The following is a 25,488-nucleotide window of genomic DNA, read 5'->3' as shown; positions in this document are numbered from 1 at the left end:
ACATGAGCGGACACGGCGCCCCCGATATCGACCTCACCACCCTTAACCCCGCAGAAACGTCGCAGCTGAAGCTGGCGATCGTCGCGGCAAGCTGGCACACGCAGATCATGGACGGCCTCCTGGATGGTGCACTTCGTGCTGCCAAGGACGCAGGCATCGCCGAGCCCACGGTGGTGCGCGTGCCCGGCAGCTTCGAGCTTCCCGTCGCCGCCGCACGGCTGGCACCGCACTTCGACGCCGTGGTGGCCCTCGGCGTTGTGATCCGCGGCGGCACGCCGCACTTTGACTACGTCTGCGAAGCCGCGACGTCGGGGCTCACCGACGTCAGCGTCCGCACCGGTGTTCCGGTGGGCTTCGGCGTCCTCACTTGCGACAACGAGCAGCAGGGCCTGGACCGCGCAGGCCTGCCAGGCTCCAAGGAAGACAAGGGCCACGAGGCCGTCACCGCGGCGCTGGCCACCGCCGTCGTCCTCAAGCAGTACGCCTGACCCGACATGCCGGGCGCGGTGTGTATTCGCTCACATCGCGCCCGTCATGCAAGGGCCCGGGAAGCGCCCCCGCGGCCGCACCAAGTAGGCTGGAGGGCGTGAAGAATTTCGAGACGCTGTTCGCTGAGCTCAGCGAGAAGGCAGCCACCCGCCCGGAAGGCTCCCGCACCGTCGCTGAATTGGAGTCCGGTGTTCACGGCATCGGCAAGAAAGTCGTTGAGGAAGCAGCCGAAGTGTGGATGGCTGCCGAATATGAATCCGATGAAGCGGCGGCCGAGGAAATCTCCCAGCTGTTGTACCACCTGCAGGTTCTGATGCTCGCCAAGGGCCTGACCCTGGAAGACGTCTACAAGCATCTGTAGCCACCGGTCCGGCGCACTGCCGCCGGGCTTCGCTGTGGCCTGCACTGCCTGAAACTAGACCTTCCACCAAGAAAGAAATCCCCATGCTGCGCGTAGCCGTCCCCAACAAGGGCTCCCTGTCCGAAGCCGCCTCTGCCATGCTCTCCGAAGCCGGATACCGGCAGCGGCGCGACAGCCGCGAGCTGGTCATGGTCGACCCCGACAACGACATCGAGTTCTTCTTCCTCCGCCCCCGCGACATCGCGGTTTATGTCGGCCAGGGAACGCTCGACGTCGGCATCACCGGCCGGGACCTGCTGCTGGACGCCGAGGTGGAAGCCGAAGAGCTGCTTCCGCTGGGGTTCGCGGCGTCCACTTTCCGCTTCGCCGGTCCCGTCGGGAACTTCAGCTCCGCCGCCGAGCTCGAAGGCAAGCGCCTTGCCACCAGCTACGACGGCCTGCTGCGCACCTACCTGGCTGAGCGCGGGATCAACGCCAAGGTGGTCCGGCTGGACGGCGCCGTGGAATCCTCCGTCCGCCTCGGCGTCGCTGATGCCATCGCCGACGTCGTGGAAACCGGAAACACGCTCAAGGCCGCCGGGATGGAAATCTTCGGCGACCCCATCCTCAAGTCCGAGGCCGTCCTGATCCGCCGCACCGGAAACGGCGGCGCCGCCAACGGCACAGCCAAGGAAATCGAGGTCCTGATCCGCCGCCTGCAGGGCGTCCTCGTGGCCCGCCAGTACGTCCTGATGGATTACGACATCCGCAAGGAACTCGTGGAGAAGGCAGCCGGCCTGACCCCCGGCCTTGAGTCGCCCACCGTCTCCCCGCTGCGCGACTCCGACTGGGTCGCCGTCCGGTCCATGGTGCCCAAGAAGGAAACCAACCGGATCATGGACGAGCTGTACGACCTCGGCGCCCGCGCCATCCTGGTCAGCAGCATCCACGCCTGCCGCATCTGACGCTTCCAACAGCACAGACGCTTCCCAACAGCACCGCAGAATTCCAGGAGTTCCCATGGCAGTAGCAGTACGGGTCATTCCCTGCCTCGACGTCGACGCCGGACGCGTCGTCAAGGGCGTCAACTTCGAGGGCCTCCGCGATGCCGGCGACCCCGTTGAACTGGCCCACCGCTATGACAACGCCGGCGCCGACGAACTCACCTTCCTGGATGTGACGGCCTCTTCAGGCAACCGCGAAACCACGTTCGACGTCGTCCGCCGCACCGCAGAGGAAGTCTTCATTCCGCTCACGGTCGGCGGCGGTGTCCGTGGCGTGGCCGAGGTGGACAAGCTCCTGCGGTACGGTGCGGACAAGGCCTCCATCAACACGGCAGCCGTGGCGAGGCCGGGCGTCATCGACGAAATCACCCGGCACTTCGGATCCCAGGTCCTGGTCCTGTCCGTGGATGCCCGCCGCACCCGCCCCGGGTCCCAGCCCACGCCGTCGGGTTTTGAAGTCACCACCCACGGCGGGCGCACCGGCACTGGCATCGACGCCATTGAGTGGGCCAAGGAGGCGGCCGACCGTGGCGTGGGGGAGATCCTGCTCAATTCCATCGACGCCGACGGCACCAAGGACGGCTTCGACCTCGAACTCATCAAGCTGGTCCGGGCAGCCGTCAAGGTTCCCATTATCGCTTCCGGCGGTGCGGGGGAGCCGGCACACTTCCCGCCTGCGGTGGCTGCGGGCGCGGACGCCGTGCTGGCAGCGTCGATCTTCCACTGGGGACCGGACGACATGATGTCGCAGGTCAAGGACGCCATCCGCGCGGCAGGCTTCGAAGTACGCTGACCCAACTGGCCTGCAGCACCCGCGTGTGGTGGATGAGCAGGTCGGGCTCAGAGTCCTACTTCGGCTGACTGGAGGAGTGCGACGGCGTCGGGCTGGCCTTCGAACGTGACCAGCGCATGGCGGGTACGGCCGTGGGCGTGCATCAGCAGTTCGCCCGGCTCGCCGACAATGGCCACCGAGACCGGCGCGCGCTTGGCAACGTGGCGCGGACCGGACGGCCGGACCAGGACAATGCCCAGGTCCACGCCGCGGTAGAGGATGGCGGCGCGTTTGACCAGTTCGTCCCAGAGGGCGTCGGAGTAGGCCTCGTCAAGAGCCCTGGGGGCCCACCGGTCCACGGCGCGCCGTACGTCTTCGGTGTGCACGAAGTACTCGATCAGGTTGGCGCTTTCGTCCAGCGCCTTGATGCTCATCGGCGAGAGGGCCGGCGGACCGGCGCGGAACGTGTTTACCAGCCGGGCATAGTCCTCGTTGCTGGTGAGCTTGGCGGCAAGCCTGGCGGTGGCCTGGTCCGATGCTTTGGCCAGGCGTTTGATGACCAGGCCAAGCCCGACTGCTGCCTTCCGTTCCCGCAGGTAGAGGTGCGCGGCGAGGTCCCTGGTGCGCCAGCCCTTGCACAATGTGGGCGCGTCAGGACCGGCCGCAAGCAAGGTTTCGGCCAGGACTTCTCGGGACGGTTCGACGAAATGCATCACTTGGAAAACTAGCACGAGAGCCGCGGACTTGGGCAGCACCGGAGCCGCGGCTGGCGTGCCGTTGTTCACATCGGGAAAGGGCGCCGGTGAAGGCACTAGACTTGACCCGATGTCTGAGCAGCAAACCCCCGCCCAAACCGCTGGATCCGCCGCGTCCCCGTCCGTGGAATCCGTGCCGTCGTCGTCCCCTGTTTCCGTCACGGGCACGGCCGCCGGCAGGCTCCCCGAAGACGTGGCCGCCGCCCTCAAGCGCGACGCCGCCGGCCTCGTTGCCGCCGTCGTGCAGCAGTACGACACCAACGAAGTCCTGATGCTTGGCTGGATGGATGACGAGGCGCTGCACCGCACCATGACCACCGGCCGCGTCACCTTCTACTCCCGTTCCCGCCAGGAGTACTGGCGCAAGGGCGACACCTCCGGGCACGTCCAGTGGGTCAAGTCCGTAGCAATGGACTGCGACGGCGACGCGCTGCTGGTGCGCGTTGACCAGGTGGGTGCCGCCTGCCACACCGGCACCCGCACCTGCTTCGACGGCAGGGCGCTGGACGTTACCACGGGCCAGGCGGACTAGGCCGGACAGGCTGCCGGCCGCCGGTTCCACCGGGACCGCGGCCATTCCAGGAAGCAGAATCAAGGAGCCGGCAGGGCCGGCCCTTTCGAAGAACAGGCGGACAATCAAAGCCATGCAGGACCTTGGAACCATCAGCCCGACACTTGAGGAGTTCCGGGAACTTGCCGGCCACAGCCGCGTCATCCCGGTCAGGCTCAAAGTCCTCGCCGACGCCGAAACCCCCATCGGCCTCTACCGGAAACTGGCGCAGGGGCAGCCCGGTACGTTCCTGATGGAATCGGCGGCCGTGGGCGGGGCATGGTCCCGCTACTCCTTCATCGGGGCGCGATCACGGGCAACCCTGACCACCAAGGACGGCCAGGCCCACTGGCTCGGCGAGCCGCCGGCCGGCGTTCCCGTGGACGGCAGCCCCGTGGACGCCATCCGCGACACCGTCGAGGCCCTGCGCACCGAGCGCTTCGAAGGGCTGCCGCCCTTCACCTCGGGCCTGGTGGGCTTCCTCGGCTGGGAAACGGTCCGGCACTGGGAGCGGCTGGTGAGCCCGCCGGAGGATGACCTGCAGCTGCCTGAGATGGCCCTCAACCTGGTCACCGACATGGCCGTGCATGACAACGTGGACGGCACGGTCCTGCTCATCGCCAACGCCATCAACTTCGACAACAGTTCCGAGCGGGTTGACGAGGCCTGGCACGACGCCGTGGCCCGGGTCAAGGAACTGCTGGCAAAGATCAGCGCCCCCGTGGTGCAGCCCGTGTCCGTGCTGGCACCGGCGGCGCTGGACTTCGCCTCCAGCGTCCAGGAACGCTGGGATGAGGCGGAGTACCTGGCGGCGCTGGACCGCGGCAAGGAAGCCATCGTGGACGGCGAGGTCTTCCAGGTGGTGATTTCGCGCCGCTTCGAGATGGAATGCCAGGCCTCCGCCCTGGATGTGTACCGCGTCCTGCGGAACACCAATCCCAGCCCCTACATGTACATCTTCAGCCTTGCGGACGCTGAGGGCCGGGAATACTCGATCGTCGGCTCCTCCCCGGAAGCGCTGGTGACCGTTACGGGCGAGGAAGTCATTACCCACCCCATCGCAGGCTCGCGCCCCCGCGGGAAGACCGTGGAGGCGGACAAGGCCCTCGCCGAGGAGCTCCTGGCCGACCAGAAGGAACGCGCCGAGCACCTGATGCTGGTGGACCTGTCCCGGAACGACCTTTCCAAGGTCTGCGTGGCCGGCACCGTCGACGTCACGCAGTTCATGGAAGTCGAGCGCTTCAGCCACATCATGCACCTGGTGTCCACCGTCGTTGGGCAGTTGGCTCCCGACGCCACGGCGTACGACGTCCTGAAGGCAACGTTCCCGGCCGGCACGCTGTCCGGCGCCCCCAAGCCGCGCGCCCTGCGCCTGCTGGACGAACTGGAACCACACCGCCGCGGCATCTACGGCGGAGTGGTGGGATACCTGGACTTCGCCGGTGACATGGACATGGCCATCGCGATCCGCTCCGCCCTGATCCGTGAGGGCCGTGCGTACGTCCAGGCCGGCGGCGGCATCGTGGCTGACTCGGTCAACCCCACTGAGGCCCTGGAGACGGTCAACAAGGCGGCGGCGCCCCTGCGGGCGGTGCACACGGCCGGTTCCCTGCATAATATCTCCGCCGAGTCGCTGCCTGGCGGGACGGACTCCTGATGCCCGAGGCAGGACCCGGAGCCGGGCAGGCGGGGAAGTCCAGCAAGGGCAGCGGCACACCTATCTGGGCGCGGAAGTCCACCCTGGTGCTGCTGATCGCACTGCTGGCCCTGGCCGCCTTCGGTACCACCACACAGACTTGGCTGACCGTCGCGCTGGACCCGGACCAGGTGGGCCAGGGTGCCGCCTCGCAGAACGCACTTCAGGTGCAGGGGAGCAAGGCCGCGACCACCGTTACAGCCCTCGCGCTGGTGGCCCTCGCCGGCGGCCTCGCCGCGGCCATCGCAGGCAGGATCGCCCGCTGGATCATTACCGCGATCATCGTCCTCGCCGCCGGCGGCGTGGCCACCGCCGCGGCCACTGTCCTGGCCGACCCGCTGACGGCAGCGCAGGGATCCATCGCGGCCGCAACGGGCATCTCGGGAAGCCAGGCGCAGGTGGACGTGACCGCCTTCCCGGTGCTCGCCGTCGTCGCCGGCTGCCTGCTGGCCCTTGCCGCCCTGCTGATCCTGCCCGCGTCCCGGTTCTGGCGCACGCGGACCAAATATGACGCCCCGGGAACCGCAGGGGCAGCCGCACCCGCCGGCCCGGTGGACGAAATCGACAGCTGGGACCGGTTGTCCCGCGGCGACGACCCGACCTAGGTCCGTCCGCACGCCGTCCGGCGGTCCGGGCAGACGCCCGCGGTACGCGGACGGTGCCCAAAAAATGGCAGAATGTAAGCAGTATCCATCCTGAGGAGATTTTCCATGAGCAAAGCACCTGCGTCCGTTTCCAAGTCCGGCACCCGCACGGTTGCCCCCGGCGCCATCGACCACAGCCAGGAACTCGGCCACGGCAACAGCCCCGCAGCCTGGACCTGCGTCATCGTCATGCTCATCGGCGCACTCATCGCAGCCATCGCCTTCGTGATTGCCAGCACCCCCATCTTCATCGCCGGTGCCGCTGTCATGGTCGTGGGCCTGATCCTCGGATACGTCATGCGCAAGGCAGGCTACGGCGTCGACGGCAGCAAGCTGAAGAACTCCGGCCACTGATGGCGACTGTTCTCGACGACATCAATGCCGGTGTCAGGGAGGACCTGGAGGCCAGGAAACGCCTTGTTTCGCTGGCTGAGCTGAAGGACCTTGCCCAGGCAGCCGCCCCTGCGCGCGACGCCTGGGCCGCCCTCGGCGGGACCTCCCCAACGCGGGAACAGCTGAAAGTCATCGCGGAGATCAAGCGCCGCAGCCCGTCCAAAGGCGATCTCGCCAGCATCGGCGACCCGGCGTCGCTCGCCAGGCAGTACGCCGACGGCGGTGCCTCCGTCATCAGCGTCCTGACCGAACAGCGCCGCTTCAAGGGCTCCCTGGCAGACCTCGACGCGGTGCGTGCCGCCGTCGACGTTCCGCTGCTGCGGAAGGATTTCACCCTTGACGAGTACCAGATCTGGGAAGCCCGCGCCCACGGCGCGGACCTGATCCTGCTGATCGTCGCTGCACTCTCGGACGCGCAGCTGAAGGAGTTCTCCGCGCTGAGCCGTGAGCTCGGCATGAACGTGCTCGTCGAGACGCACACCGAAGAGGAAATCGAGCGGGCGGTGGCCGCCCAGGCGCGCATAGTCGGCGTCAACGTGCGGAACCTGAAGACGCTCGACGTCGACCGTTCAGTCTTTGCCTCACTGGCGGGTCTGATTCCGGCCGGGTCGCTCGTGGTTGCCGAATCCGGCGTCAGGGACGCCGCCGACGTCACGCATTACGCCGCCAGCGGCGCCAACGCAATACTGGTGGGCGAAGCCCTGGTAAGCCACTCGACGCCGCGTGAGCGGATCGCCGAATTCACCGCCGCCGGCGCCGCCGCCATCGCCGCACGCGGCTGAAACCCCGCGGCGCGGCAAACCCGTCCGGCACCGGCCGGACTGCACACCTTTGACCACTTACTCTGAACAGGATGGACTGATGGCTGACGCACCTTCAGGAAACGCTGACAACAACACCGCGGAAGCCTTCCTGCAGGGCGGTTCCCTCCGCCACGCCCCGGGGCCGTATTTCGGCAACTATGGTGGGCGCTGGATGCCCGAATCCCTGATCGCCGCCCTGGATGAGCTTGAGGAAACCTTCAACAAGGCCAAGGACGATCCCGAGTTCCGCGCTCAGATCGATGACCTGAACAAGAACTACTCGGGCCGGCCCTCGCTGCTGACCGAAGCCAAGCGCTTTTCCCAGCATGCCGGAGGCGTCCGGGTGTTCCTCAAGCGCGAGGACCTCAACCACACGGGATCCCACAAGATCAACAACGTCCTGGGCCAGGCGCTGCTCGCCAAGCGCATGGGCAAGACCCGGGTCATTGCCGAGACCGGCGCCGGCCAGCACGGCGTCGCCAGTGCCACCGCCGCCGCCCTGATGGGCCTTGAATGCGTCGTTTACATGGGAGCGGAGGACTGCCGCCGCCAGGCGTTGAACGTCGCCCGCATGGAACTGCTGGGTGCCAAGGTCATCCCTGTCACCAGCGGGTCCCAGACCCTCAAGGACGCCATCAACGAGGCCCTGCGGGACTGGGTGGCCAACGTCGCCAACACCCACTACCTGCTGGGCACCGCCGCCGGCGCGCACCCGTTCCCGGCCATGGTCCGCTACTTCCATGAGGTCATCGGCGAGGAAGCCCGCGCCCAGATCCTCGAGCAGGAAGGACGACTCCCCGACGCGGTGTGTGCCTGCATCGGCGGAGGCTCCAACGCCATCGGCATCTTCCACGGCTTCCTGGACGACCCCTCCGTCAGGATCTACGGCTTCGAGGCCGGCGGCGACGGTGTGGAGACCGGACGCCACGCGGCCACCATCACGCTCGGCAAGCCCGGCGTGCTGCACGGTGCACGTTCCTACCTGATGCAGGACGAGGACGGGCAGACCATCGAGTCGCACTCCATCTCCGCAGGCCTGGACTACCCGGGCGTTGGACCTGAGCACTCCTACCTGTCCGACATCGGGCGGGTCAGCTACGAGCCGATCACCGACAGCGAGGCAATGGACGCCTTCCGGCTGCTGTGCCGCACCGAGGGCATCATCCCCGCGATCGAGTCCTCGCACGCCCTTGCCGGGGCCATCAAGGTGGGCCAGCGGCTCGCCGCGGAGGACCCTGCAACAGCTTCGGAAAAAATCGTCATCGTCAACCTGTCCGGCCGCGGCGACAAGGACGTAGCCACCGCCGCGGAATGGTTCGACCTGTTGGACAAGGATTCCGCGGAATCGGAAATCGGCAAAGAGGGGGAGCAGCTGTGAGCACCGCAGGAATGGACAACAGGGCACAGACGGCCGGCAACGCGCCGATGGCCAGCAAGTCAGCGGCGGCCATCGACAAGGCCCGCTCCCAGGGCCGCGCCGCCCTGATCGGCTACCTCCCGGCCGGGTACCCGAGCGTTGAGGAGACCATCGCGGCCGGCATCGCCCTGGCCGAAAACGGTGCGGACCTTATCGAAATCGGCATCCCCTACTCGGACCCCGTGATGGACGGCCAGGTGATCCAGGCCGCCACCACCGAGGCGCTGGCCAAGGGCTTCCACGTCAAGCAGGTCTTCGATGTCGTTGCCGGCATCACCAGCAAGACCGACGCCGCCGTCCTGGTGATGACCTACTGGAACCCGGTGGTCCGCATGGGCGTGGATGAGTTCTCCCGCAGGCTCGCCGAAGCCGGGGGAGCCGGGCTCATCACCCCGGACCTCATTCCGGACGAGGCCGCCGAATGGATGGAAGCCTCTGACAAGTACGGCCTTGACCGGGTGTTCCTGGTTGCTCCGTCCTCCACCACGGAGCGCATGCAGCGGACCGTGGACGCCAGCCGCGGCTTCGTGTACGCCGTTTCCATCATGGGCGTGACCGGTGCCCGCACCAGCGTCAGCTCCGCCGCCAAGGACGTGGTAGCCGCTGCCCACGCCGCCGGCGCCGAACGCGTCTGCGTCGGGCTCGGCGTCTCCAATGCCGAGCAGGTCCGGGAGATCGCCGCCTACGCGGAAGGCGTCATCGTGGGCACCGCCCTGGTGGCGGCCGTGCGCGACGGGGGAGTGGACGCCGTCGCCGCACTCACCAAGGACCTCAGCACTGGCCTCGCCCGGGAATCGGCCCCGGCCAAGGACGGGGCGTAACCCATGCAGACCCTCCTTCAGGCAGCCGTCCTGGTGCCGGCGAGCATCCCCAGCCCAAGCTGGTCCGGCTTCGACATTCCCCTGCCCTGGGGCAGCCTGCGCATCCACGCGTACGCGCTGTGCATCCTGGCCGGCATTGTCCTGGGCCTCTGGCTGACCGCTGTCCGCTGGGCCAAGCGAGGTGCGCCTGAAGGAAGCGTCTGGGACATCGTCATCTGGGCCATTCCCTTCGGCATCATCGGGGGCCGCCTGTACCACGTGGTGTCCTCACCGGACGCCTACTTCGGGCCTGGCTTCGACGGTACCGGCGACCTCTCCCTGATCCCGCAGATCCAGCGCGGCGGCCTGGGCATCTGGGGCGCCGTCGTCCTCGGTGCCGTCGGTGCCTGGATCGGCTGCCGACGCAGCGGCGTCAAGCTCAGTGCGTTCGTCGACGCCGCCGCACCCGGGCTGCTCCTGGCACAGGCCGTGGGCCGCTGGGGGAACTGGTTCAACCAGGAGCTCTTCGGCGCGCCCACCACCCTTCCCTGGGGCCTGCAGATCGACCCCAACAACGCCAACTTCCCGGCAGGGATGCCGGCGGACACCCTGTTCCACCCCACGTTCCTGTACGAATCCCTGTGGAACCTGGCCGGCGTCCTGATCCTGCTCGCGCTCGACAGGCGGTTCCATTTCCGCCGCAGCAGGCTCTTCTGGCTCTACGCGATGTACTACACCCTGGGCCGCGTCTGGATCGAGGCAATGCGGATTGACGACGCCGAACAGATCAACCTGTTCGGCATCACCACCCGCCTCAACGTCTGGACCAGCATCTTCGTCTTCCTCGCAGCCCTCGCCGCGTTCATCCTGCTGGGGCTGAAGGGCCGTCCGGAGCCGGACACGGTGTACCTGGCCGGCCACGGACCGGAAAAGACTGTGGCAGCCGGCACCGATGCCCGCACGGAAGATGACGTCCGCTCTCCGGACCCCGTTGTCTCAGATAGTGATTCGCGTGATAATCTCCCTGATAACCAAAGCGGTTCCCGGCATGCTTCCGACCCCACGGAAAATGCCGAGGCGGCACCGGCCGGCTCCAAGCCTGGAACGGGTGCAACGGCTTCCGGAACTTCCGGCAGCACAGCCACAGGAGCCGCATCGGAGGCTGGCCCCGGTAAGTAGGGAGCCGGCCACGCAGGGCAGCAGAGCCACCGCTCGAAGGGCCCGAAACCACAATGTCGTGGCATGGGGCACCGTCCGGAAGGCATAGAGCTGCTCTCCGGTGTTGCCCAGGGCAGGAGCCTGCGTAACCGTTAGTTCAGCAGGCTGCGCTGACCTACAATTTCCAGTAAGTAACACTTTGTTGTGCCCAATGTGAGCGGCGCCCGACGAGTGGGGCCAATGGTGTCCCTTCCATACGCACGATCAGGAGGAAGGACGTCTCCCATGACCCAAACTCTTCACACTCCCAGCTGGTCTGAACCGGATCAGCCTGAGACTGCATTGTCGCCGTTCAAGCGCTTCGCGGCCTTGCCGGAGGCTGCCGGGCTGTACAACCCGGAGCAGGAGAAGGACGCCTGCGGCCTGGCGATCATCGCCACCCTGCGTGGTGAACCCGGGTACGACATCGTCGACGCCGCATTGACGGCGCTGCGCAACCTTGAGCACCGCGGCGCCGTGGGTGCCGACGAGGGAACGGGCGACGGCGCCGGCCTCCTCATGCAGATCCCGGACGAATTCTTCCGGGCTGTCACCGAATTCGAGCTGCCCGCTCCCGGCCAGTACGTTGCGGGTACCGCGTTCCTCCCCGCCGAGCAGCGCGAAGCCGACGCTGCGAAGGCCGGCATCGAGGGCCTGGCGGCGGACGAGGGCCTGAAGGTCCTGGGCTGGCGCGAGGTTCCCGTCGTCGCCGACCTCGTTGGTGCCATGGCGCGTGCCTGCATGCCGTACTTTTCCCAGCCTTTCCTGGCGTCCGCCAACGGCGAGGAACTGGACCGCAACGAACTGGACTCCCGCGCCTGGCGTATCCGCAAGCGCGCGCAGAACAAGTTCGGCGTCTACTTCCCGTCGCTGTCCTCCCGGACCATCGTCTACAAGGGCATGCTCACCACCGCCCAGCTGGAGCCGTTCTACCCGGACCTTTCCGACAAGCGGTTCAAGACCAAGCTGGCGATCGTCCACTCGCGCTTCTCCACCAACACCTTCCCGTCCTGGCCGCTGGCGCAGCCGTTCCGGACCATCGCCCACAACGGTGAAATCAACACCGTCAAGGGCAACCGGAACTGGATGCGCGCCCGCCAGTCCCAGCTGGCCAACCCGCTGCTGGGTGACTCGCCGGAAGAGCTGTACCCCATCTGCACCCCCGGCGCCTCGGACTCGGCTTCCTTTGACGAGGTAGCGGAACTCCTCTGGCTGTCCGGCCGCCCGATCACGCACTCGATCATGATGATGATCCCCGAGGCCTGGGAAAACCACGCCACGATGGACCCTGCACGCCGTGCGTTCTACGAGTACCACTCGCTGCTGATGGAACCCTGGGACGGTCCTGCCGCTGTGTCCTTCACCGACGGCAACCTGGTTGGCGCCACCCTGGACCGCAACGGCCTGCGCCCGGGCCGGTTCTGGATCACCGAGGACGGCCTCATTGTCTTCGCCTCCGAGGTGGGCGTCATTGACGTCGAACCCTCCAAGGTGGTCAAGAAGGGCCGCGTGTCCCCGGGCAAGATGTTCCTGGTGGACACCGACGCCGGCCGCATCATCGACGACGAAGAGGTCAAGGCCGAAGTGGCCGCGGCCAACCCGTGGGCCGAGTGGGTCAAGGACAACCTGATCGACCTCAACGACCTCCCCGAGCGTGAGCACGTGGTGCACACCGCCGCGTCCGTCAACATCCGCCAGCGGACCTTCGGCTACACCACCGAGGAACTGAAGATCCTGCTGGGCCCGATGGCCCGCACCGGTGCCGAACCGCTGGGCGCCATGGGCTCCGACACTCCTGTGGCCGTGCTGTCCAAGCGCCCGCGCCTGCTCTTCGACTACTTCGTGCAGTCCTTCGCGCAGGTCACCAACCCGCCGCTGGACGCCATCCGCGAAGAGCTGGTCACCTCGCTGACCTGCGCCATCGGACCCAACGGCAACCTGCTGGATACCAAGCAGGTCCGCCAGCCGCAGGTCCAGCTGCCGTTCCCGGTGATCAATAATGACCAGCTCGCCAAGATCGCCAACATCGAGGACGCCGACGGCAACCGCGTGGCCATGAAGGTCCGCGGCCTGTACCGCCCCGAAGGCGGCGAGAACGCCCTGCGCGCCCGGCTCACCGAGATCTGCGAGCAGGTTTCCGGTGCCATCAACCGCGGCGTGCAGTACATCGTCCTGTCCGACCGCGACTCGAACGCCCAGTGGGCGCCCATCCCGTCGCTGCTGCTGGTCAGCGCCGTGCACCACCACCTGCTGCGCAGTGCCAACCGCACCAAGACCGCCCTGGTGGTCGAGGCCGGCGACGTCCGCGAGACGCACCACGTTGCCGTCCTGATCGGCTATGGCGCCTCCGCCGTGAACCCGTACCTGGCCATGGAATCCGTGGAGCAGCTCATCGCTGCCGGCGACGTCACGGGCGTCACCCCGCAGGACGGCGTCTACAACCTGATCAAGGGCCTCGGCAAGGGCGTCCTGAAGATCATGTCCAAGATGGGCATCTCCACGGTGGCCTCCTACACCGGCGCGCAGACCTTCGAGGCGCTGGGCCTGGGCCAGGAACTGGTGGACGAATTCTTCGCCGGAACCCACTCCCAGCTGGGCGGCGTGGGCCTTGACGTCATCGCGGCCGAGGTTTCGGCACGCCACCAGATGGCCTACCCCGAGGGTGGCATCGAGCAGCCGCACCGCCCGCTGCTCGGCGGCGGCGAATACCAGTGGCGCCGCGACGGCGAACCGCACCTGTTCAACCCGGAGACCGTCTTCCGGCTCCAGCACGCCACCCGCGAACGCCGCTACGACATCTTCAAGGCCTACACCAAGGGCGTGGATGACCAGTCCACCAACCTGATGACCCTCCGCGGCCTGCTGAAGTTCAAGAACGAACGCCCCGCCGTTCCCCTTGAGGAAGTGGAGCCCGTCTCCAGCATCGTCAAGCGGTTCTCCACCGGCGCGATGAGCTACGGCTCCATCTCCAAGGAGGCCCACGAGACGCTGGCCATCGCCATGAACCGGCTGGGCGGCAAGTCCAATACCGGTGAAGGCGGCGAGGACGTGGACCGCCTGATGGACCCGGAGCGCCGCTCCGCCGTCAAGCAGATCGCGTCCGGCCGGTTTGGTGTGACGAGCCTCTACCTGACCAACGCCGACGACATCCAGATCAAGATGGCGCAGGGTGCCAAGCCCGGCGAAGGCGGCCAGCTGATGGCCCAGAAGGTCTACCCGTGGGTTGCCCGCACGCGGCACTCGACCCCCGGCGTTGGGCTGATCTCCCCGCCCCCGCACCACGACATCTACTCGATCGAGGACCTGGCGCAGCTCATCTACGATGCCAAGCGCGCCAACCCCTCGGCCCGTGTGCACGTGAAGCTTGTCTCGGAAGTCGGGATCGGCACTGTGGCGTCCGGCGTGACCAAGGCGAAGGCCGACGTCGTCCTTGTCTCCGGACACGACGGCGGCACCGGCGCCTCGCCGCTGAACTCGCTCAAGCACGCTGGTGTCCCGTGGGAGCTCGGCCTGGCCGAGACCCAGCAGACCCTGATGCTTAACGGCCTGCGCGACCGCGTGGTGGTGCAGGTGGACGGCCAGCTCAAGACCGGCCGCGATGTGGTCATCGCCGCACTGCTCGGCGGCGAGGAGTTCGGTTTCGCCACCGCGCCGCTCGTGGTCGAGGGCTGCATCATGATGCGCGTCTGCCACCTGGACACGTGCCCCGTGGGCGTCGCCACCCAGAACCCCGAGCTGCGCGCCCGGTTCAGCGGCAAGCCGGAGTTCGTGGTCAACTTCTTCGAGTTCCTCGCTGAGGAAGTCCGCGAGATCCTGGCCGAGCTCGGTTTCCGCAGCCTCGAAGAGGCCATCGGCCATGCCGAGGTGCTGGACACCCGCGACGCCGTGGACCACTGGAAGGCCGACGGCCTGGACCTGGACCCGATCCTGCACGGCCTGGAGTTCGACGACGACGCGCCGCTGCGGAACATGACCGGCCAGAACCACGAGCTGGACAAGCACTTCGACCAGCGCCTGATCACCATGGCCACCGAAGCGCTGACGGACCGCAGCCCGGTGAAGATCACCGTGGACGTGATCAACACCGACCGTTCGGTGGGCACCATGCTGGGCCACGTGGTGACCAAGACCTTTGGCACCGACGTGCTCGCCACGGACACGATCGACGTGACCCTGAACGGCACTGCCGGCCAGTCCCTGGGCGCCTTCCTGCCCGCAGGCATCACCCTGCGGCTGTTCGGCGACTCGAACGACTACGTGGGCAAGGGCCTCTCCGGCGGCCGCATCATCGTCCGGCCTGACCGCACCAACGTCTTCAAGGCGGAGACCAACGTGATCGCCGGTAACGTGATCGGCTACGGTGCCACCAGCGGCGAGCTGTTCCTGCGCGGCCAGGTGGGCGAACGCTTCCTGGTCCGCAACTCCGGTGCCACGGCCGTCGTCGAAGGCATCGGCGATCACGGCTGCGAGTACATGACCGGTGGCCAGACGCTGATCATCGGACGCACCGGCCGCAACTTCGGAGCCGGCATGTCCGGCGGAACCGCCTACGTCCTGGACCTGCGGACCACCCGCGTCAACAAGCAGGCGCTGGAGTCCGGCGAGCTGCAGCTGCGTGAGCTGGACGCCGAGGACCGCGACATCGTGCACGGCCTGCTGGTCAAGCACGTTGAAGAAACCGACTCCCAGCTGGCTGCGCGCCTCCTCGAGAACTTCGATGACACCGCTGCCCGCATCACCAAGGTGCTGCCGCGCGACTACGCGGCCGTGCTGCAAACCCGTCTCGACGCCATCGAAGAGGGCCTTGACCCCGACGGCGAAGAAGTATGGTCTCGAATCCTGGAGGTAACCGGTGGCTGATCCACGCGGATTTCTGAAAGTACGCCAGCGTGAAACCCAGCCGCGCCGTCCCGTTCCCGTCCGCATCATGGACTGGAAGGAAGTCTACGAGGCCCAGGAAAAGGGTGTCCTGAAGGCGCAGGCCGGCCGCTGCATGGACTGCGGCGTTCCGTTCTGCCACCAGGGCTGCCCGCTGGGCAACCTCATTCCCGAGTGGAACGACCTGATGTGGCGGGACAAGGGCGACGAGGCCATCGAGCGCCTGCACGCCACCAACAACTTCCCCGAGTTCACCGGCCGGCTGTGCCCCGCGCCATGCGAGGCGTCCTGCGTGTTGGGGATCAACCAGCCTGCGGTCACCATCAAGCAGGTGGAAGTCTCGATCATCGATGAAGCGTGGGACAACGGCTGGGTCAACCCGCTGCCGCCGGCCCGCCTGACGGGCAAGACGGTTGCCGTGGTTGGTTCCGGGCCTGCCGGCCTTGCGGTCGCCCAGCAGCTGACCCGCGTGGGCCACACTGTTGCCGTCTACGAACGGGACGACAAGATCGGCGGCCTCCTGCGGTACGGCATCCCCGACTTCAAGATGGAAAAAGAGCAGGTCGACCGCCGCGTCGAGCAGATGAAGGCGGAAGGGACGCGTTTCCGTACCGGCGTTGCCGTCGGCACGGACGTCACGTGGGAGCAACTGCGCCGGCGCTACGACGCCGTTGTGGTGTGCACCGGTGCCACCGTTCCGCGCGACCTGCCCATCCCGGGCCGCGACCTGGACGGCGTCCACTTCGCCATGGACTACCTGGTGCCCGCAAACCGCGCGGTGGCCGGGGAAACCATCGAAAACCAGATCCATGCCCAGGGCAAGCACGTGGTGATCCTTGGCGGCGGCGACACCGGCGCCGACTGCCTGGGCACTGCCCACCGACACGGCGCAGCGTCCGTCACCACCCTGGCCATCGGCAAGCAGCCGCCGGTGGAGCGTGCGAGCCACCAGCCGTGGCCGACGTTCCCCAACCTCTTCGAGGTGGCCAGCGCCCACGAGGAAGGCGGCGAACGCACCTACCTCGCCTCCACCGTGGAGTTCGTCGGCGAAAACGGCAAGCTGACCGGGGTGAAGGTGGCTGAGACGGAGTTCGTCGACGGCAAGCGCCTCCCGAAGGCCGGTACCGAGCGGATCATCCCCGCGGACCTGGTGTTCCTGTCACTGGGCTTCACCGGAGCCGAGCCTGCGGGCATCACCGAGCAGGTTCACGCCGAGTTCGACGGCCGCGGCAACGTTGCCCGCGACGGCTACTACATGACCAACACCGAGGGTGTCTTCGTTGCCGGTGACGCCGGCCGCGGCCAGTCCCTGATCGTGTGGGCCATTGCCGAAGGACGGGCCGCCGCTGCCGCCGTCGACAAGTACCTCATGGGGAGCACCATCCTGCCCGCGCCGGTGGCACCGACCGACCGCGCCATCGCCGTCCTCTAGGGCTGCACCGAGGGTTCACCTCTTCGACAACTTAACCAATGCAAGTGACCAATAGGGTAGGTATATGAGACGCGCAAAAATTGTGGCTACGTTCGGCCCGGCTATTGCCAGCTACGAAAACACCCTCGCGGTGCTCGAGGCCGGCGTCGACGTCGCCCGGATGAACATGAGCCACGGCGACTACACCGTGCATGACAACACCTACGAAAACGTCCGCAAGGCCGCGTCCGACCTTGGGAAGGCCGTCGCCATCATGGCGGACCTGCAGGGTCCCAAGATCCGCCTGGGCCGCTTCGTTGACGGGCCGCACGCCCTGGCCGTGGGTGACATCTTCACCATCACCACCGAGGACGTTCCCGGCACCCAGGAGATCTGCTCCACCACGCTGAAGAGCCTCACGGAGGACGTCAAGGTGGGCGATGCGCTGCTGATCGACGACGGCAAGGTGGCGCTGCGCGCCATTGAGGTCGACGACGTCAAGGTCGTCGCCGAGGTGACGGTCGGCGGCATGGTGTCCAACAACAAGGGCATCAACCTTCCCGGCGTTGCCGTGAACGTCCCCGCCCTGAGCGAGAAGGATGAGGACGACCTGCGCTGGGCGCTTCGCCGCGGCGTGGACCTGGTGGCACTGTCCTTCGTCCGCGATGCCGCCGACATCACCCGCGTGCACGAGATCATGGACGAGGAAGGCCGCCGCGCGCCGGTCATCGCCAAGATCGAAAAGCCGCAGGCCGTGGAGCAGCTGCCCGAGATCATCGACGCTTTCGACGCGATCATGGTGGCCCGTGGCGACCTTGGCGTTGAGCTGCCGCTGGAGGAAGTGCCGATCGTCCAGAAGCGCGCCATCGAACTGGCCCGCCGCTGGGCGAAGCCCGTCATCGTGGCCACCCAGGTGCTCGAGTCCATGATCGACAACCCGCGCCCGACGCGAGCGGAGGCCTCGGACTGCGCCAACGCGGTGCTCGATGGTGCCGACGCTGTCATGCTGTCAGGTGAGACCAGCGTGGGCAAGTACCCCATCGACACGGTCAAGACCATGGCCCGGATCATCGAGTCCACCGAGGTCCACGGCCTGGAGCGCGTCCCCCCGCTGGGGACCAAGCCCAAGACCCGTGGCGGCGCCATCACCCGTGCCGCCGTCGAAATCGCCGACCAGCTGGACGCCAAGTACATCTGTGCGTTCACCCAGTCAGGCGACTCCGCACGCCGACTGTCCCGCCTGCGTCCCATCAAGCCGGTCTTCGCTTTCACCCCGGTGGAGCAGGTCTGGAACCAGCTGGCGCTGACCTGGGGCATCCAGCCCGTGCTGGTGCAGATGGTGGACCACACCGACGCCATGACCGCGCAGGTTGACCGCAGCCTTGAGGAAATGGGCCTGGTGCAGGACGGCGACCTGGTGGTTATCGCCGCCGGTTCCCCTCCCGGCAAGGCCGGCTCCACCAACTCGCTGAAGGTGCACAAGGTGGGCGACCTCGCCGACTCCACGCGCGGCGGGGAAATCGGCAGCAACCGCGAGAAGCTCGGCCCCTGGCCGGAAAAGAAGAAGAAGTAGTCTTCACCTACGAAAAAAAGGACCCCTGCCGGCTGGCAGGGGTCCTTTTCCGCTGTGGCGCTGGTCTGTGCGGCGACCTACCGGTGCGCGGTTGGGCCCGTCGTCGTAATTCTTCCCGGGCCCAACCGGCGGAAGGCTAGTTGACCTGGTTAATGATGGTCTCGGCCACTTCGCGCATGCTGAGGCGGCGGTCCATGGAGGTCTTCTGGATCCAGCGGAAGGCTTCCGGCTCGGTGAGGCCCATCTTGGTGGTCAGCAGGCTCTTGGCGCGTTCCACCAGCTTGCGGGTGGCGAACTGCTCCTGGAGGTCGGAGACTTCGCTTTCCAACGCCTTGATTTCCTCGTGGCGGGACAGCGCGATCTCCAAGGCCGGGATCAGGTCCGCGGGCGTGAACGGCTTGACGACGTATGCCATGGCGCCGGCATCGCGGGCCCGCTCCACGAGTTCCTTCTGGCTGAAGGCGGTCAGCAGCACCACGGGGGCGATGCGGGCCTTGACGATCTTTTCGGCTGCGGAAATGCCGTCCATGACGGGCATCTTGACGTCCATCAGGACCAGGTCCGGTTTCAGTTCCTCGGCCAGCTGCACGGCCTTCTCGCCGTTGTCCGCCTCGCCCACAACCTCATAACCCTCGCCCCGCAGGATTTCGATGATGTCGAGGCGGATGAGGGTTTCATCCTCTGCCACAATGACGCGGCGCGCCGGCTGGGACGTGGACTTTGACTCCGTCTGTTCAGTCACGGGATCTCCTTGAAAAGGTACGGCGGGACATCACTATCTTAGGTGCCACCGCGGCTGTACTTGGCTTGCAGGGGTTCGGTTGCGGCGACGGCGGCGCGATTCTGGAATTCAGCCTATCTGCATGTAGAGTAATTCCGCGTACGTGAAGCGATCGCGTTGCTCACAGTCAGCTGTGGGCGTAGCGTTTTGCTCCATGTATTCCGCGCCCGAGTGGCGGAATTGGCAGACGCGCCGCACTCAAAATGCGGTATCGAAAGGTGTGTGGGTTCGAGTCCCACCTCGGGCACAGTGTTTCCAGAGGTCAGGGGGCATTGTGCCTTTCTTCTGTTGACAAAGCTTGACTTTGTGGAGTTTTGGGCAGTCGGGAGCCGGGCGAGTGCCGCGTGAGTCGTGAGGAGGGAGTCCCGCCTCGCGCACCGTCCGTACGTGCTTCGTCGGTCGCAGCGTTCGTGCGGAGGCGCCGAGCGTTCAGGCGGCCCGTCACCGGCGCCGCTGCAGGGCGGACTCGATCTCGTCCATTGCGCTTTTCACACCGGTTTCCCGGCCCAGCAGAGCCCCCAATTCCCGCGCCCGTGCGGTCATATCTGCGTCGCTTAGGGCCTGTTCCAGTGCCCCGGCCAGACTCGCCGCGGTGAGCTTGCGCTGTGGTATGGGTTTCGGTGCGACGCCGAGCTGGTGGGCCCGCTGCGCCCAGAACGGCTGGTCAGCGCCGAACGGGACGATCACCGTGGGGACACCAGCCCCGATCGCTGCGCCGGTCGTGCCGGCGCCGCCGTGGTGCACGTTCGCCGACATCCGGGGGAATAGCCAGTCATGAGGGACGGATGGTGCGGAGAACACGCGCTCGTCCTGGTCCATACCACCGCCGAGAGCGCCCCAGCCCGTGAGCAGCACGGCTCGCACGCCGGCGAGGCGGACGGCCTCGCAGACGATGCCGCGCAAGGCTCGCGGGTCATCGGTCTGCATACTGCCGAATCCGATGCTCACGACCGGGCCCGGCGCGTCGAGGAACTCCGCCAATGACGCATCGGGCGCGGAACCGTTGCTGCCCAGGGTCCAATACCCCGTCGCGAGTCGTCGAGTCTGTGCATCGGATCGGACGGGGACGACGGCACTGCTGAACCCGTACACGATCTCCGGCAGGACTACAGGCGGGCCCTTGACGCCGAGAGCGGTGCGGGCAGCGCGCTCCGGCATTTGAAGGAGCAGCCGCGTTCCGGCGGCAGTGATACTGTGCGACACTCGGCGGCCGATCGGACCCCATCGGTCCAATCCGGGGGCGAGAGGACCCGGATAGGCGGTACTCGGTGCTTCCAGTGGCTGCAGGTGCGCGCGCAGCACAGCCGCTCCGGTCGAAGCCGCGACCGGCAGCGCCAGGCCCATCCCGCCGATGCCGGACACGATCACATGCGAACCCCGCGCGAGCTCCGCCGTGTCACGAGCCCAGTCTTCCGCGAGCGCACTTACGAGCCGGCCCATGTCGCGCATCGACACCCGACCACCCGCTGCCGTGATGGCCTCCTTATCAGCGCCCCGCAGGGGTGCGAACCGCACGCCGGCCGCTACGAACTGGTCCTCGTAATCCGGAGGTGCTGCGGCGCCCACCCGATGCCCGCGCGACGTTGCTTCGCGCGCGAGTGCGATATAAGGTTCGACCCCACCGCGAGTGTCGTTAGCAATGAAGATGATATCCACGCATACACGCTAACTTCAGTAACTGAAGATAGAGCCCGGCCACCACCAGTGCGTTGATGAGCAGGCGCCATTCGACGTGCTGGTAGGGAGTGCCGTGGTTGTGTGTCACTGCAAGTCCGTTGGCAGGGGACCAGTAAGCGTGCATGCTGACGAGCCTCCGGTGCTTTGGATGGTGCGGAGACGGCGAAGTCGTCAGGATGACCGAGGCTGGAGGCGGTGAATTGAATCTGCTCGACTGGTCAGCGTCTGCGTGTGAGGGCTGCGTAGGAGGTGCGGAGGTGGCTTTCCATGAGGGCCCGGGCCCTGTGTTCGTCGCGTTGAGTGATGGCGTCGAGGATGAGCCGGTGGTCCTGGAGACTTCGATGGAGTTCGTCGGTGGAGTAGTACTGAAAGGACCCTGACATCAGTGGAGCGAGGGCGAGGTCTTTGGCGATGTTGAAGAGTCTGGGTGAGGCTGCCGCTTCGAGGAAGAGCAGGTGCAGTTGGTGGTTGAGTTCTGCGATTTCGGTCCGGTATCCGTCTTTATGGTTGGCGGCGACTTCGTCCATGCGGTCACACAGCCGGTTCAGTTCCTGGAGCTGGGAGTCTGACCGGCTGTGTGCCGCTAGGCCTGCTGCGTGGGACTCAAGCAGTGCCCGGATTGACATCACTTCTGCCGCGTCGGCGTTGGTCCATTCCGCGACGAAGACGCCGCGGTTGGGGGAGACAACGACCAAGCCTTCGTCGGCCAGTTCGCGCAGAACGGTTCGGATGGGTGTGCGGCTGAGGGAGTATTCCTCGCAGAGGCCCCGTTCGGTGAGATGGCTCCCTGGGGGCAGCTTGCCCGTGGTGATTTTGGCACGCAGGTCCTCTAAAACGTCTTGACGCTGCGTGTCCATTTCCCTCCCGAGATCTGTCATGATCTCAGCCGACCACGATGCTACTGGTCCAGCTTATTATCAGGGCAGGGTCAGTCCGAGCAGGTCCAGTGTCGTGGCGCCTTCCCGGATCTTCGCGCGCATCTCTTCTTCTTTGAGCTCGCGCCGTTCGGCCAGGTCGAGGGCCGTGTCGATGTCGCCGGTGTTGACCTTGACGAGGCCGTCGGCGTCACCGACCAGTATGTCGCCCGGCTGGATGAGCACGCCGCCGATGACCACGGGAACGTTGACGCGGCCTTTTTGGACCTTTGTGGTTTTGCGGATGCAAACTCCGCGGGTAAAGACGGGGAAACCTGACGCGATGATTTCCTGGCTGTCGCGTACTGCGCCGTCGATGACGAGTCCGGCGAGCCCGCGTTCCTGGGCTGCGAGGGTTAGCACATCACCCCAGGGACCGGCTTGGGTGTAGCCTTTCGCGTCGACCACCAGGATGTCCCCTTCGCCGGCCTCCAGGAGGGCGATGTGGATGAACCAGTTATCGGCGGGTTCGAGGTCCACGGTCACCACCCGGCCAGCGATTTTCGTGCGCGGGTCGAGGGGTTTGATGGCGGGGTCAAGGGCGTCCCGTTGTCCATTGGCCTCGTAGACGGTGGCGGCACCCAGCCCGGCAAGTCGGTTGATGCGGGGGTCGGTCATTGCGGTGGTGGTCATTCCTTGTGATCTCCTGTGGTGACGAGTTCTGCCTGGTCGTCGGCTTCTTCTTCGGCGATGCGGGCGGTCGCTTCGGCCTGCTTGACGAATTTCAGGCCGACGACCATGGCCGCGGCGACGAGGCAGGTGACGCTGACCAGGGCAAGGCCCCAGTTGTTGTTGCCGGTGGAGTCTTTGAGTGCGCCGAATGCGAAGGGGCCGACGAAACCGCCGAGGTTGGCTACGGAGTTGATGGCTGCGAGGCCGACGGCTGCTGATTGCCCGGTGAGGAAGAGGGAGGGCAGGGACCAGAACGGGCCGTAGGTGGCGTAGACGGCGACGGTGATGACGGTCAGCAGCACGATGGACAGCCAGAGGTTGTTGACGGCGAACGGCATCAGGGCAAGTCCGACGCCGGCGGCGATCAGCGGGATGCCGACGTGCCAGCGCCGTTCGCGCTTTTTGTCGGAGCGGCGGGCCCAGTAGACCATGACGATCGCGGCGATGCCGTAGGGGACGGCGTTGATGTATCCGACGGCGGTGTTGCTGAGCTGGGTGGCCGCGGCCGAGATGATCTGCGGGGTGAAGAACGCCAGGACGTAGATCGCGACGGACTTGCTGTAGTAGATCAGGGACAGGGCGAGGACGCGGCCGCCGGCCAGGCTGCGCCAGAACGAGACATGGCCGTGGCGCTGGACTTTGGCGGCCTGCTCGGCCTGCAGGGTGGTTTCAAGCCAGGTTTTCTCTTCGGCCGTGAGCCATTTGGCCTTTGCGGGGGAGTCGACGAGGACGAAGAGCGTTACCGCGGCCAGGATCAGGGCGGGTGCTCCTTCAAGGATGAACACCCAACGCCAGCCGTCGAGGCCCAGCCAGGCAACGTTGTCCATAATGACGCCTGACAGCGGGGCTGCGATGACGGTGGCCAGTGGCAGGGCGACCATGAAAAGCGCGACGACGCGTGCCCGTTCACGTTCGGGGAACCAGTAGGACAGGTAGAGGATGACGCAGGGGAAGAATCCGGCCTCTGCGATGCCAAGAAGCGTCCGGGCGATCGCGAGTTGGGTGAAGTCCTGCACGAAGCCGGAAGCGACGGCTACGACTCCCCAGGAGATGAGGATGCGCGCGATCCAGCGGCGGGCTCCGACCTTACGCATCAGTATGTTGCTGGGCACTTCGAAGAGGAAGTAGCCGATGGAGAACAATCCTGCGGCCAGGCCGAACTGGGCGGTGGTGATGCCGATGTCGGCGTTCATTTCCTTGGCGACGAACCCGACGTTGGCCCGGTCGATGAAGGCGATGATGTAGAGCACGACGAGTAGGGGTAGGACCCGGAATTTGATCTTGCGGACGGTGGCGTCCCCGATACGGGGACGGATTGCGGCGGCGCTCATGCCGACACCTCCTGGATGGCAGCGGATTTGGAGGCCCGGACTGTGGGTGTCGCCAGCCAGTCCATGGATGCTTCGAACGACGGGTTTTCGGGCCCGCCTGTTCGTGCGACGTTGTCGGCGGTGGTTGCGAACTTTTCCGCAACCAGTTCGGTCAGTCCGGCCGGGTATCCGATGCCTTCCAGCTGGGCAGCTGCTTCGAGGACTTCGACGTGGCGGCGGACAGAGTGGGCAGCGTGGGTGGCGACCATGCTCCTCAGCAAATCGGTAAAGGGAGCCTGGTCAACGTCCCCAAGCACGGCGAACAGCTGGTCGAGAACGCCATAGGACTGCGCGGCGGGCAAAGCCTCAGTGGCCAGGGCTTCCAGTCCCTTCATGATTACCGAGCGCAGCAGCTTGACGGTCACGGCATCACCGGGAGCGCTGTCGAGCAGGACCCGGACCGGTGCGCCAACCGAAGCCAGCAGGTCCAGGACGGCGCTGTCGGGCTTGCCCGCATACAGCAGCGGAGTGTGCACTCCGTTGAGCGCGACAGCACCGGTAATCGCGATGTCGATGTAGGCGATGCTTGCGGTATCAGCCTGCGCGGCTGACTCCCTCTTGGCCTGGGCACTGGCCGTCGTCATATCAACGATTGTGGCACCGGGAGACACATGCTGTACCAGCGCATCGGTCACAAACGGCAGTACCGAGCCCGGCACACAGACCAGAACGATGTCCTGGTCTGCAATCCACGGCCCCAGGGTCGACCGGATGGGGGTGCCGGATTTCTCGGACCAGCTAACGGCGGCAGCCGGCGGCTGCGGATCCGAAAGGGAAAGGACGTGGGCGGCGTCCGCGGAGAGCGCCTCCGCCCAGCACAGGCCAACTTGGCCAGAACCAATGATTGTGGTTTTCAAGACAGACTCCTTCGTCTCAGCGTCTGTGATCAAGAATACAATCTAAGAACCATTATGGCAACGGTGAATAGAACCGGTAGAAAATTGAGCGCGATGGCATTTTTATTGTCGCTCTTTGTGGCTTACCCCGGAGGGGCTCAAGTCCTCGTGCAGCCCCTTCTCCGCCTATCGCGCCTTACTTCGGGTCAAACGCGGAGGACCCCGCCGGATCGGTCGGCGGGGTCCTCTGGCGTTTGAAGGGCAGGCCCTGTTTTCGGGCCAGGGCCGAGCTTTGGGCAGTTGCTGCTGATCGACTCCACAGTAGGTGGAGGCGCCCCACCTCCCGTGAGGATGCGCTGTGGCGGTGCCCTTCTTACATGCGTTCCTATACTTTCCGCACAGCATCGCTGTGCCTGCGGATGCCCTGTAAGCCGGCCGTGCCCTCGAACCGGATGAAGCAGACGCAGACCATACCTTAAAGGCAAATGCCAGGGAGATCAGTTGTCTTGTCGCTAG

At 66.3% G+C, this 25,488-nt stretch carries 22 protein-coding genes and 1 tRNA gene; 16 read left to right on the top strand and 7 right to left on the bottom strand.

Annotation, left to right across the window (positions count from 1 at the left end):
- Positions 1-2: 2 nt before the first annotated feature.
- The 4 genes from ribH (at position 3) to hisF (ending at position 2,626) form a co-directional block, all read left to right on the top strand.
- On the top strand, positions 3-488 hold the full coding sequence (ribH, locus tag AC3IMC_RS12330; RefSeq protein ID WP_221387598.1) for a 6,7-dimethyl-8-ribityllumazine synthase: 486 nt from the start codon (positions 3-5) through the stop codon (positions 486-488).
- Between the two features lie 98 nt (positions 489-586).
- Positions 587-850 carry a phosphoribosyl-ATP diphosphatase gene (locus AC3IMC_RS12325; RefSeq protein ID WP_009358176.1) on the top strand — a complete coding sequence of 88 codons (264 nt, stop codon included), beginning with the start codon at positions 587-589 and terminating at the stop codon, positions 848-850.
- A gap of 83 nt (positions 851-933) precedes the next feature.
- Positions 934-1,794 carry an ATP phosphoribosyltransferase gene (gene hisG / locus AC3IMC_RS12320; RefSeq protein ID WP_490918842.1) on the top strand — a complete coding sequence of 287 codons (861 nt, stop codon included), beginning with the start codon at positions 934-936 and terminating at the stop codon, positions 1,792-1,794.
- 55 nt (positions 1,795-1,849) lie between these two features.
- Positions 1,850-2,626 carry an imidazole glycerol phosphate synthase subunit HisF gene (hisF, locus tag AC3IMC_RS12315; protein ID WP_490918841.1) on the top strand — a complete coding sequence of 259 codons (777 nt, stop codon included), beginning with the start codon at positions 1,850-1,852 and terminating at the stop codon, positions 2,624-2,626.
- Positions 2,627-2,673: 47 nt separating this feature from the next.
- Here the strand turns inward: hisF and AC3IMC_RS12310 are convergent, their stop codons facing one another.
- Positions 2,674-3,318 (bottom strand): TIGR03085 family metal-binding protein, encoded by a 645-nt coding sequence (locus AC3IMC_RS12310; RefSeq protein ID WP_490918840.1) that lies wholly within the window; start codon positions 3,316-3,318, stop codon positions 2,674-2,676.
- Positions 3,319-3,430: 112 nt separating this feature from the next.
- On the opposite strand from AC3IMC_RS12310, the gene hisI reads away from it, so the two are divergent.
- The 11 genes from hisI (at position 3,431) to pyk (ending at position 18,722) form a co-directional block, all read left to right on the top strand.
- On the top strand, positions 3,431-3,892 hold the full coding sequence (gene hisI / locus AC3IMC_RS12305) for a phosphoribosyl-AMP cyclohydrolase (protein ID WP_490918839.1): 462 nt from the start codon (positions 3,431-3,433) through the stop codon (positions 3,890-3,892).
- A 112-nt stretch (positions 3,893-4,004) separates the two neighbouring features.
- On the top strand, positions 4,005-5,567 hold the full coding sequence (locus tag AC3IMC_RS12300; RefSeq protein ID WP_490918838.1) for an anthranilate synthase component I: 1,563 nt from the start codon (positions 4,005-4,007) through the stop codon (positions 5,565-5,567).
- Positions 5,567-6,211, top strand: a complete 645-nt coding sequence (locus AC3IMC_RS12295) for a Trp biosynthesis-associated membrane protein (protein ID WP_490918837.1) — start codon at positions 5,567-5,569, stop codon at positions 6,209-6,211. The genes AC3IMC_RS12300 and AC3IMC_RS12295 overlap by 1 nt, the downstream gene beginning before the upstream one ends.
- 105 nt (positions 6,212-6,316) lie before the next feature.
- Positions 6,317-6,604 carry an HGxxPAAW family protein gene (locus AC3IMC_RS12290; RefSeq protein WP_490918836.1) on the top strand — a complete coding sequence of 96 codons (288 nt, stop codon included), beginning with the start codon at positions 6,317-6,319 and terminating at the stop codon, positions 6,602-6,604.
- On the top strand, positions 6,604-7,425 hold the full coding sequence (gene trpC / locus AC3IMC_RS12285; protein ID WP_490918835.1) for an indole-3-glycerol phosphate synthase TrpC: 822 nt from the start codon (positions 6,604-6,606) through the stop codon (positions 7,423-7,425). The genes AC3IMC_RS12290 and trpC overlap by 1 nt, the downstream gene beginning before the upstream one ends.
- 79 nt (positions 7,426-7,504) lie before the next feature.
- Complete coding sequence (trpB, locus tag AC3IMC_RS12280) at positions 7,505-8,824, top strand: tryptophan synthase subunit beta (RefSeq protein WP_490918834.1); 1,320 nt, start codon at positions 7,505-7,507, stop codon at positions 8,822-8,824.
- Between the two features lie 11 nt (positions 8,825-8,835).
- A complete protein-coding gene (gene trpA / locus AC3IMC_RS12275) occupies positions 8,836-9,684 on the top strand; it encodes a tryptophan synthase subunit alpha (RefSeq protein WP_490918915.1) in 849 nt (282 codons plus the stop codon).
- 3 nt (positions 9,685-9,687) lie between these two features.
- Positions 9,688-10,842, top strand: a complete 1,155-nt coding sequence (lgt, locus tag AC3IMC_RS12270) for a prolipoprotein diacylglyceryl transferase (RefSeq protein WP_490918833.1) — start codon at positions 9,688-9,690, stop codon at positions 10,840-10,842.
- A 264-nt stretch (positions 10,843-11,106) separates the two neighbouring features.
- Positions 11,107-15,720, top strand: coding sequence for a glutamate synthase large subunit (gene gltB / locus AC3IMC_RS12265; RefSeq protein ID WP_490918832.1), 4,614 nt, complete (start codon positions 11,107-11,109; stop codon positions 15,718-15,720).
- Positions 15,713-17,170 (top strand): glutamate synthase subunit beta, encoded by a 1,458-nt coding sequence (locus AC3IMC_RS12260; RefSeq protein ID WP_490918831.1) that lies wholly within the window; start codon positions 15,713-15,715, stop codon positions 17,168-17,170. Before gltB ends, AC3IMC_RS12260 begins: the two co-directional genes overlap by 8 nt.
- A 64-nt stretch (positions 17,171-17,234) precedes the next feature.
- A complete protein-coding gene (gene pyk, locus AC3IMC_RS12255) occupies positions 17,235-18,722 on the top strand; it encodes a pyruvate kinase (protein ID WP_490918830.1) in 1,488 nt (495 codons plus the stop codon).
- Positions 18,723-18,858: 136 nt separating this feature from the next.
- Here pyk and AC3IMC_RS12250 read toward each other — a convergent pair whose 3' ends face one another.
- The gene (locus tag AC3IMC_RS12250) at positions 18,859-19,464 is read right to left on the bottom strand and encodes an ANTAR domain-containing response regulator (RefSeq protein ID WP_490918829.1); all 606 of its coding nucleotides are present in this window, start codon (positions 19,462-19,464) and stop codon (positions 18,859-18,861) included.
- Positions 19,465-19,668: 204 nt separating this feature from the next.
- Between AC3IMC_RS12250 and AC3IMC_RS12245 the strand changes: the two genes are divergently transcribed.
- Positions 19,669-19,750: transfer RNA gene (locus AC3IMC_RS12245), tRNA-Leu, on the top strand.
- A 194-nt stretch (positions 19,751-19,944) separates the two neighbouring features.
- Here AC3IMC_RS12245 and AC3IMC_RS12240 read toward each other — a convergent pair.
- The 5 genes from AC3IMC_RS12240 to AC3IMC_RS12220 form a co-directional block, all read right to left on the bottom strand.
- Positions 19,945-21,159, bottom strand: coding sequence for a glycosyltransferase (locus AC3IMC_RS12240; protein ID WP_490918828.1), 1,215 nt, complete (start codon positions 21,157-21,159; stop codon positions 19,945-19,947).
- Between the two features lie 239 nt (positions 21,160-21,398).
- Positions 21,399-22,058, bottom strand: coding sequence for a GntR family transcriptional regulator (locus AC3IMC_RS12235; RefSeq protein WP_490918827.1), 660 nt, complete (start codon positions 22,056-22,058; stop codon positions 21,399-21,401).
- A 39-nt stretch (positions 22,059-22,097) separates the two neighbouring features.
- Entirely contained in the window at positions 22,098-22,727 is a 630-nt protein-coding gene (locus AC3IMC_RS12230; protein WP_490918826.1) for a 4-carboxy-4-hydroxy-2-oxoadipate aldolase/oxaloacetate decarboxylase, read from the bottom strand.
- Positions 22,724-24,097, bottom strand: coding sequence for an MFS transporter (locus AC3IMC_RS12225; RefSeq protein ID WP_490918825.1), 1,374 nt, complete (start codon positions 24,095-24,097; stop codon positions 22,724-22,726). Before AC3IMC_RS12225 ends, AC3IMC_RS12230 begins: the two co-directional genes overlap by 4 nt.
- Positions 24,094-24,993: an NAD(P)-dependent oxidoreductase gene (locus tag AC3IMC_RS12220; RefSeq protein WP_490918824.1), complete on the bottom strand. Its 900-nt coding sequence runs from the start codon at positions 24,991-24,993 to the stop codon at positions 24,094-24,096. The genes AC3IMC_RS12225 and AC3IMC_RS12220 overlap by 4 nt, the downstream gene beginning before the upstream one ends.
- Positions 24,994-25,488 lie beyond the last annotated feature (495 nt).

This window comes from Arthrobacter sp. E70 (genome assembly GCF_058266945.1).
The sequence above is the reverse complement of the archived record's forward strand: the minus strand, read 5'-3'. Positions and strand labels throughout refer to the sequence as shown.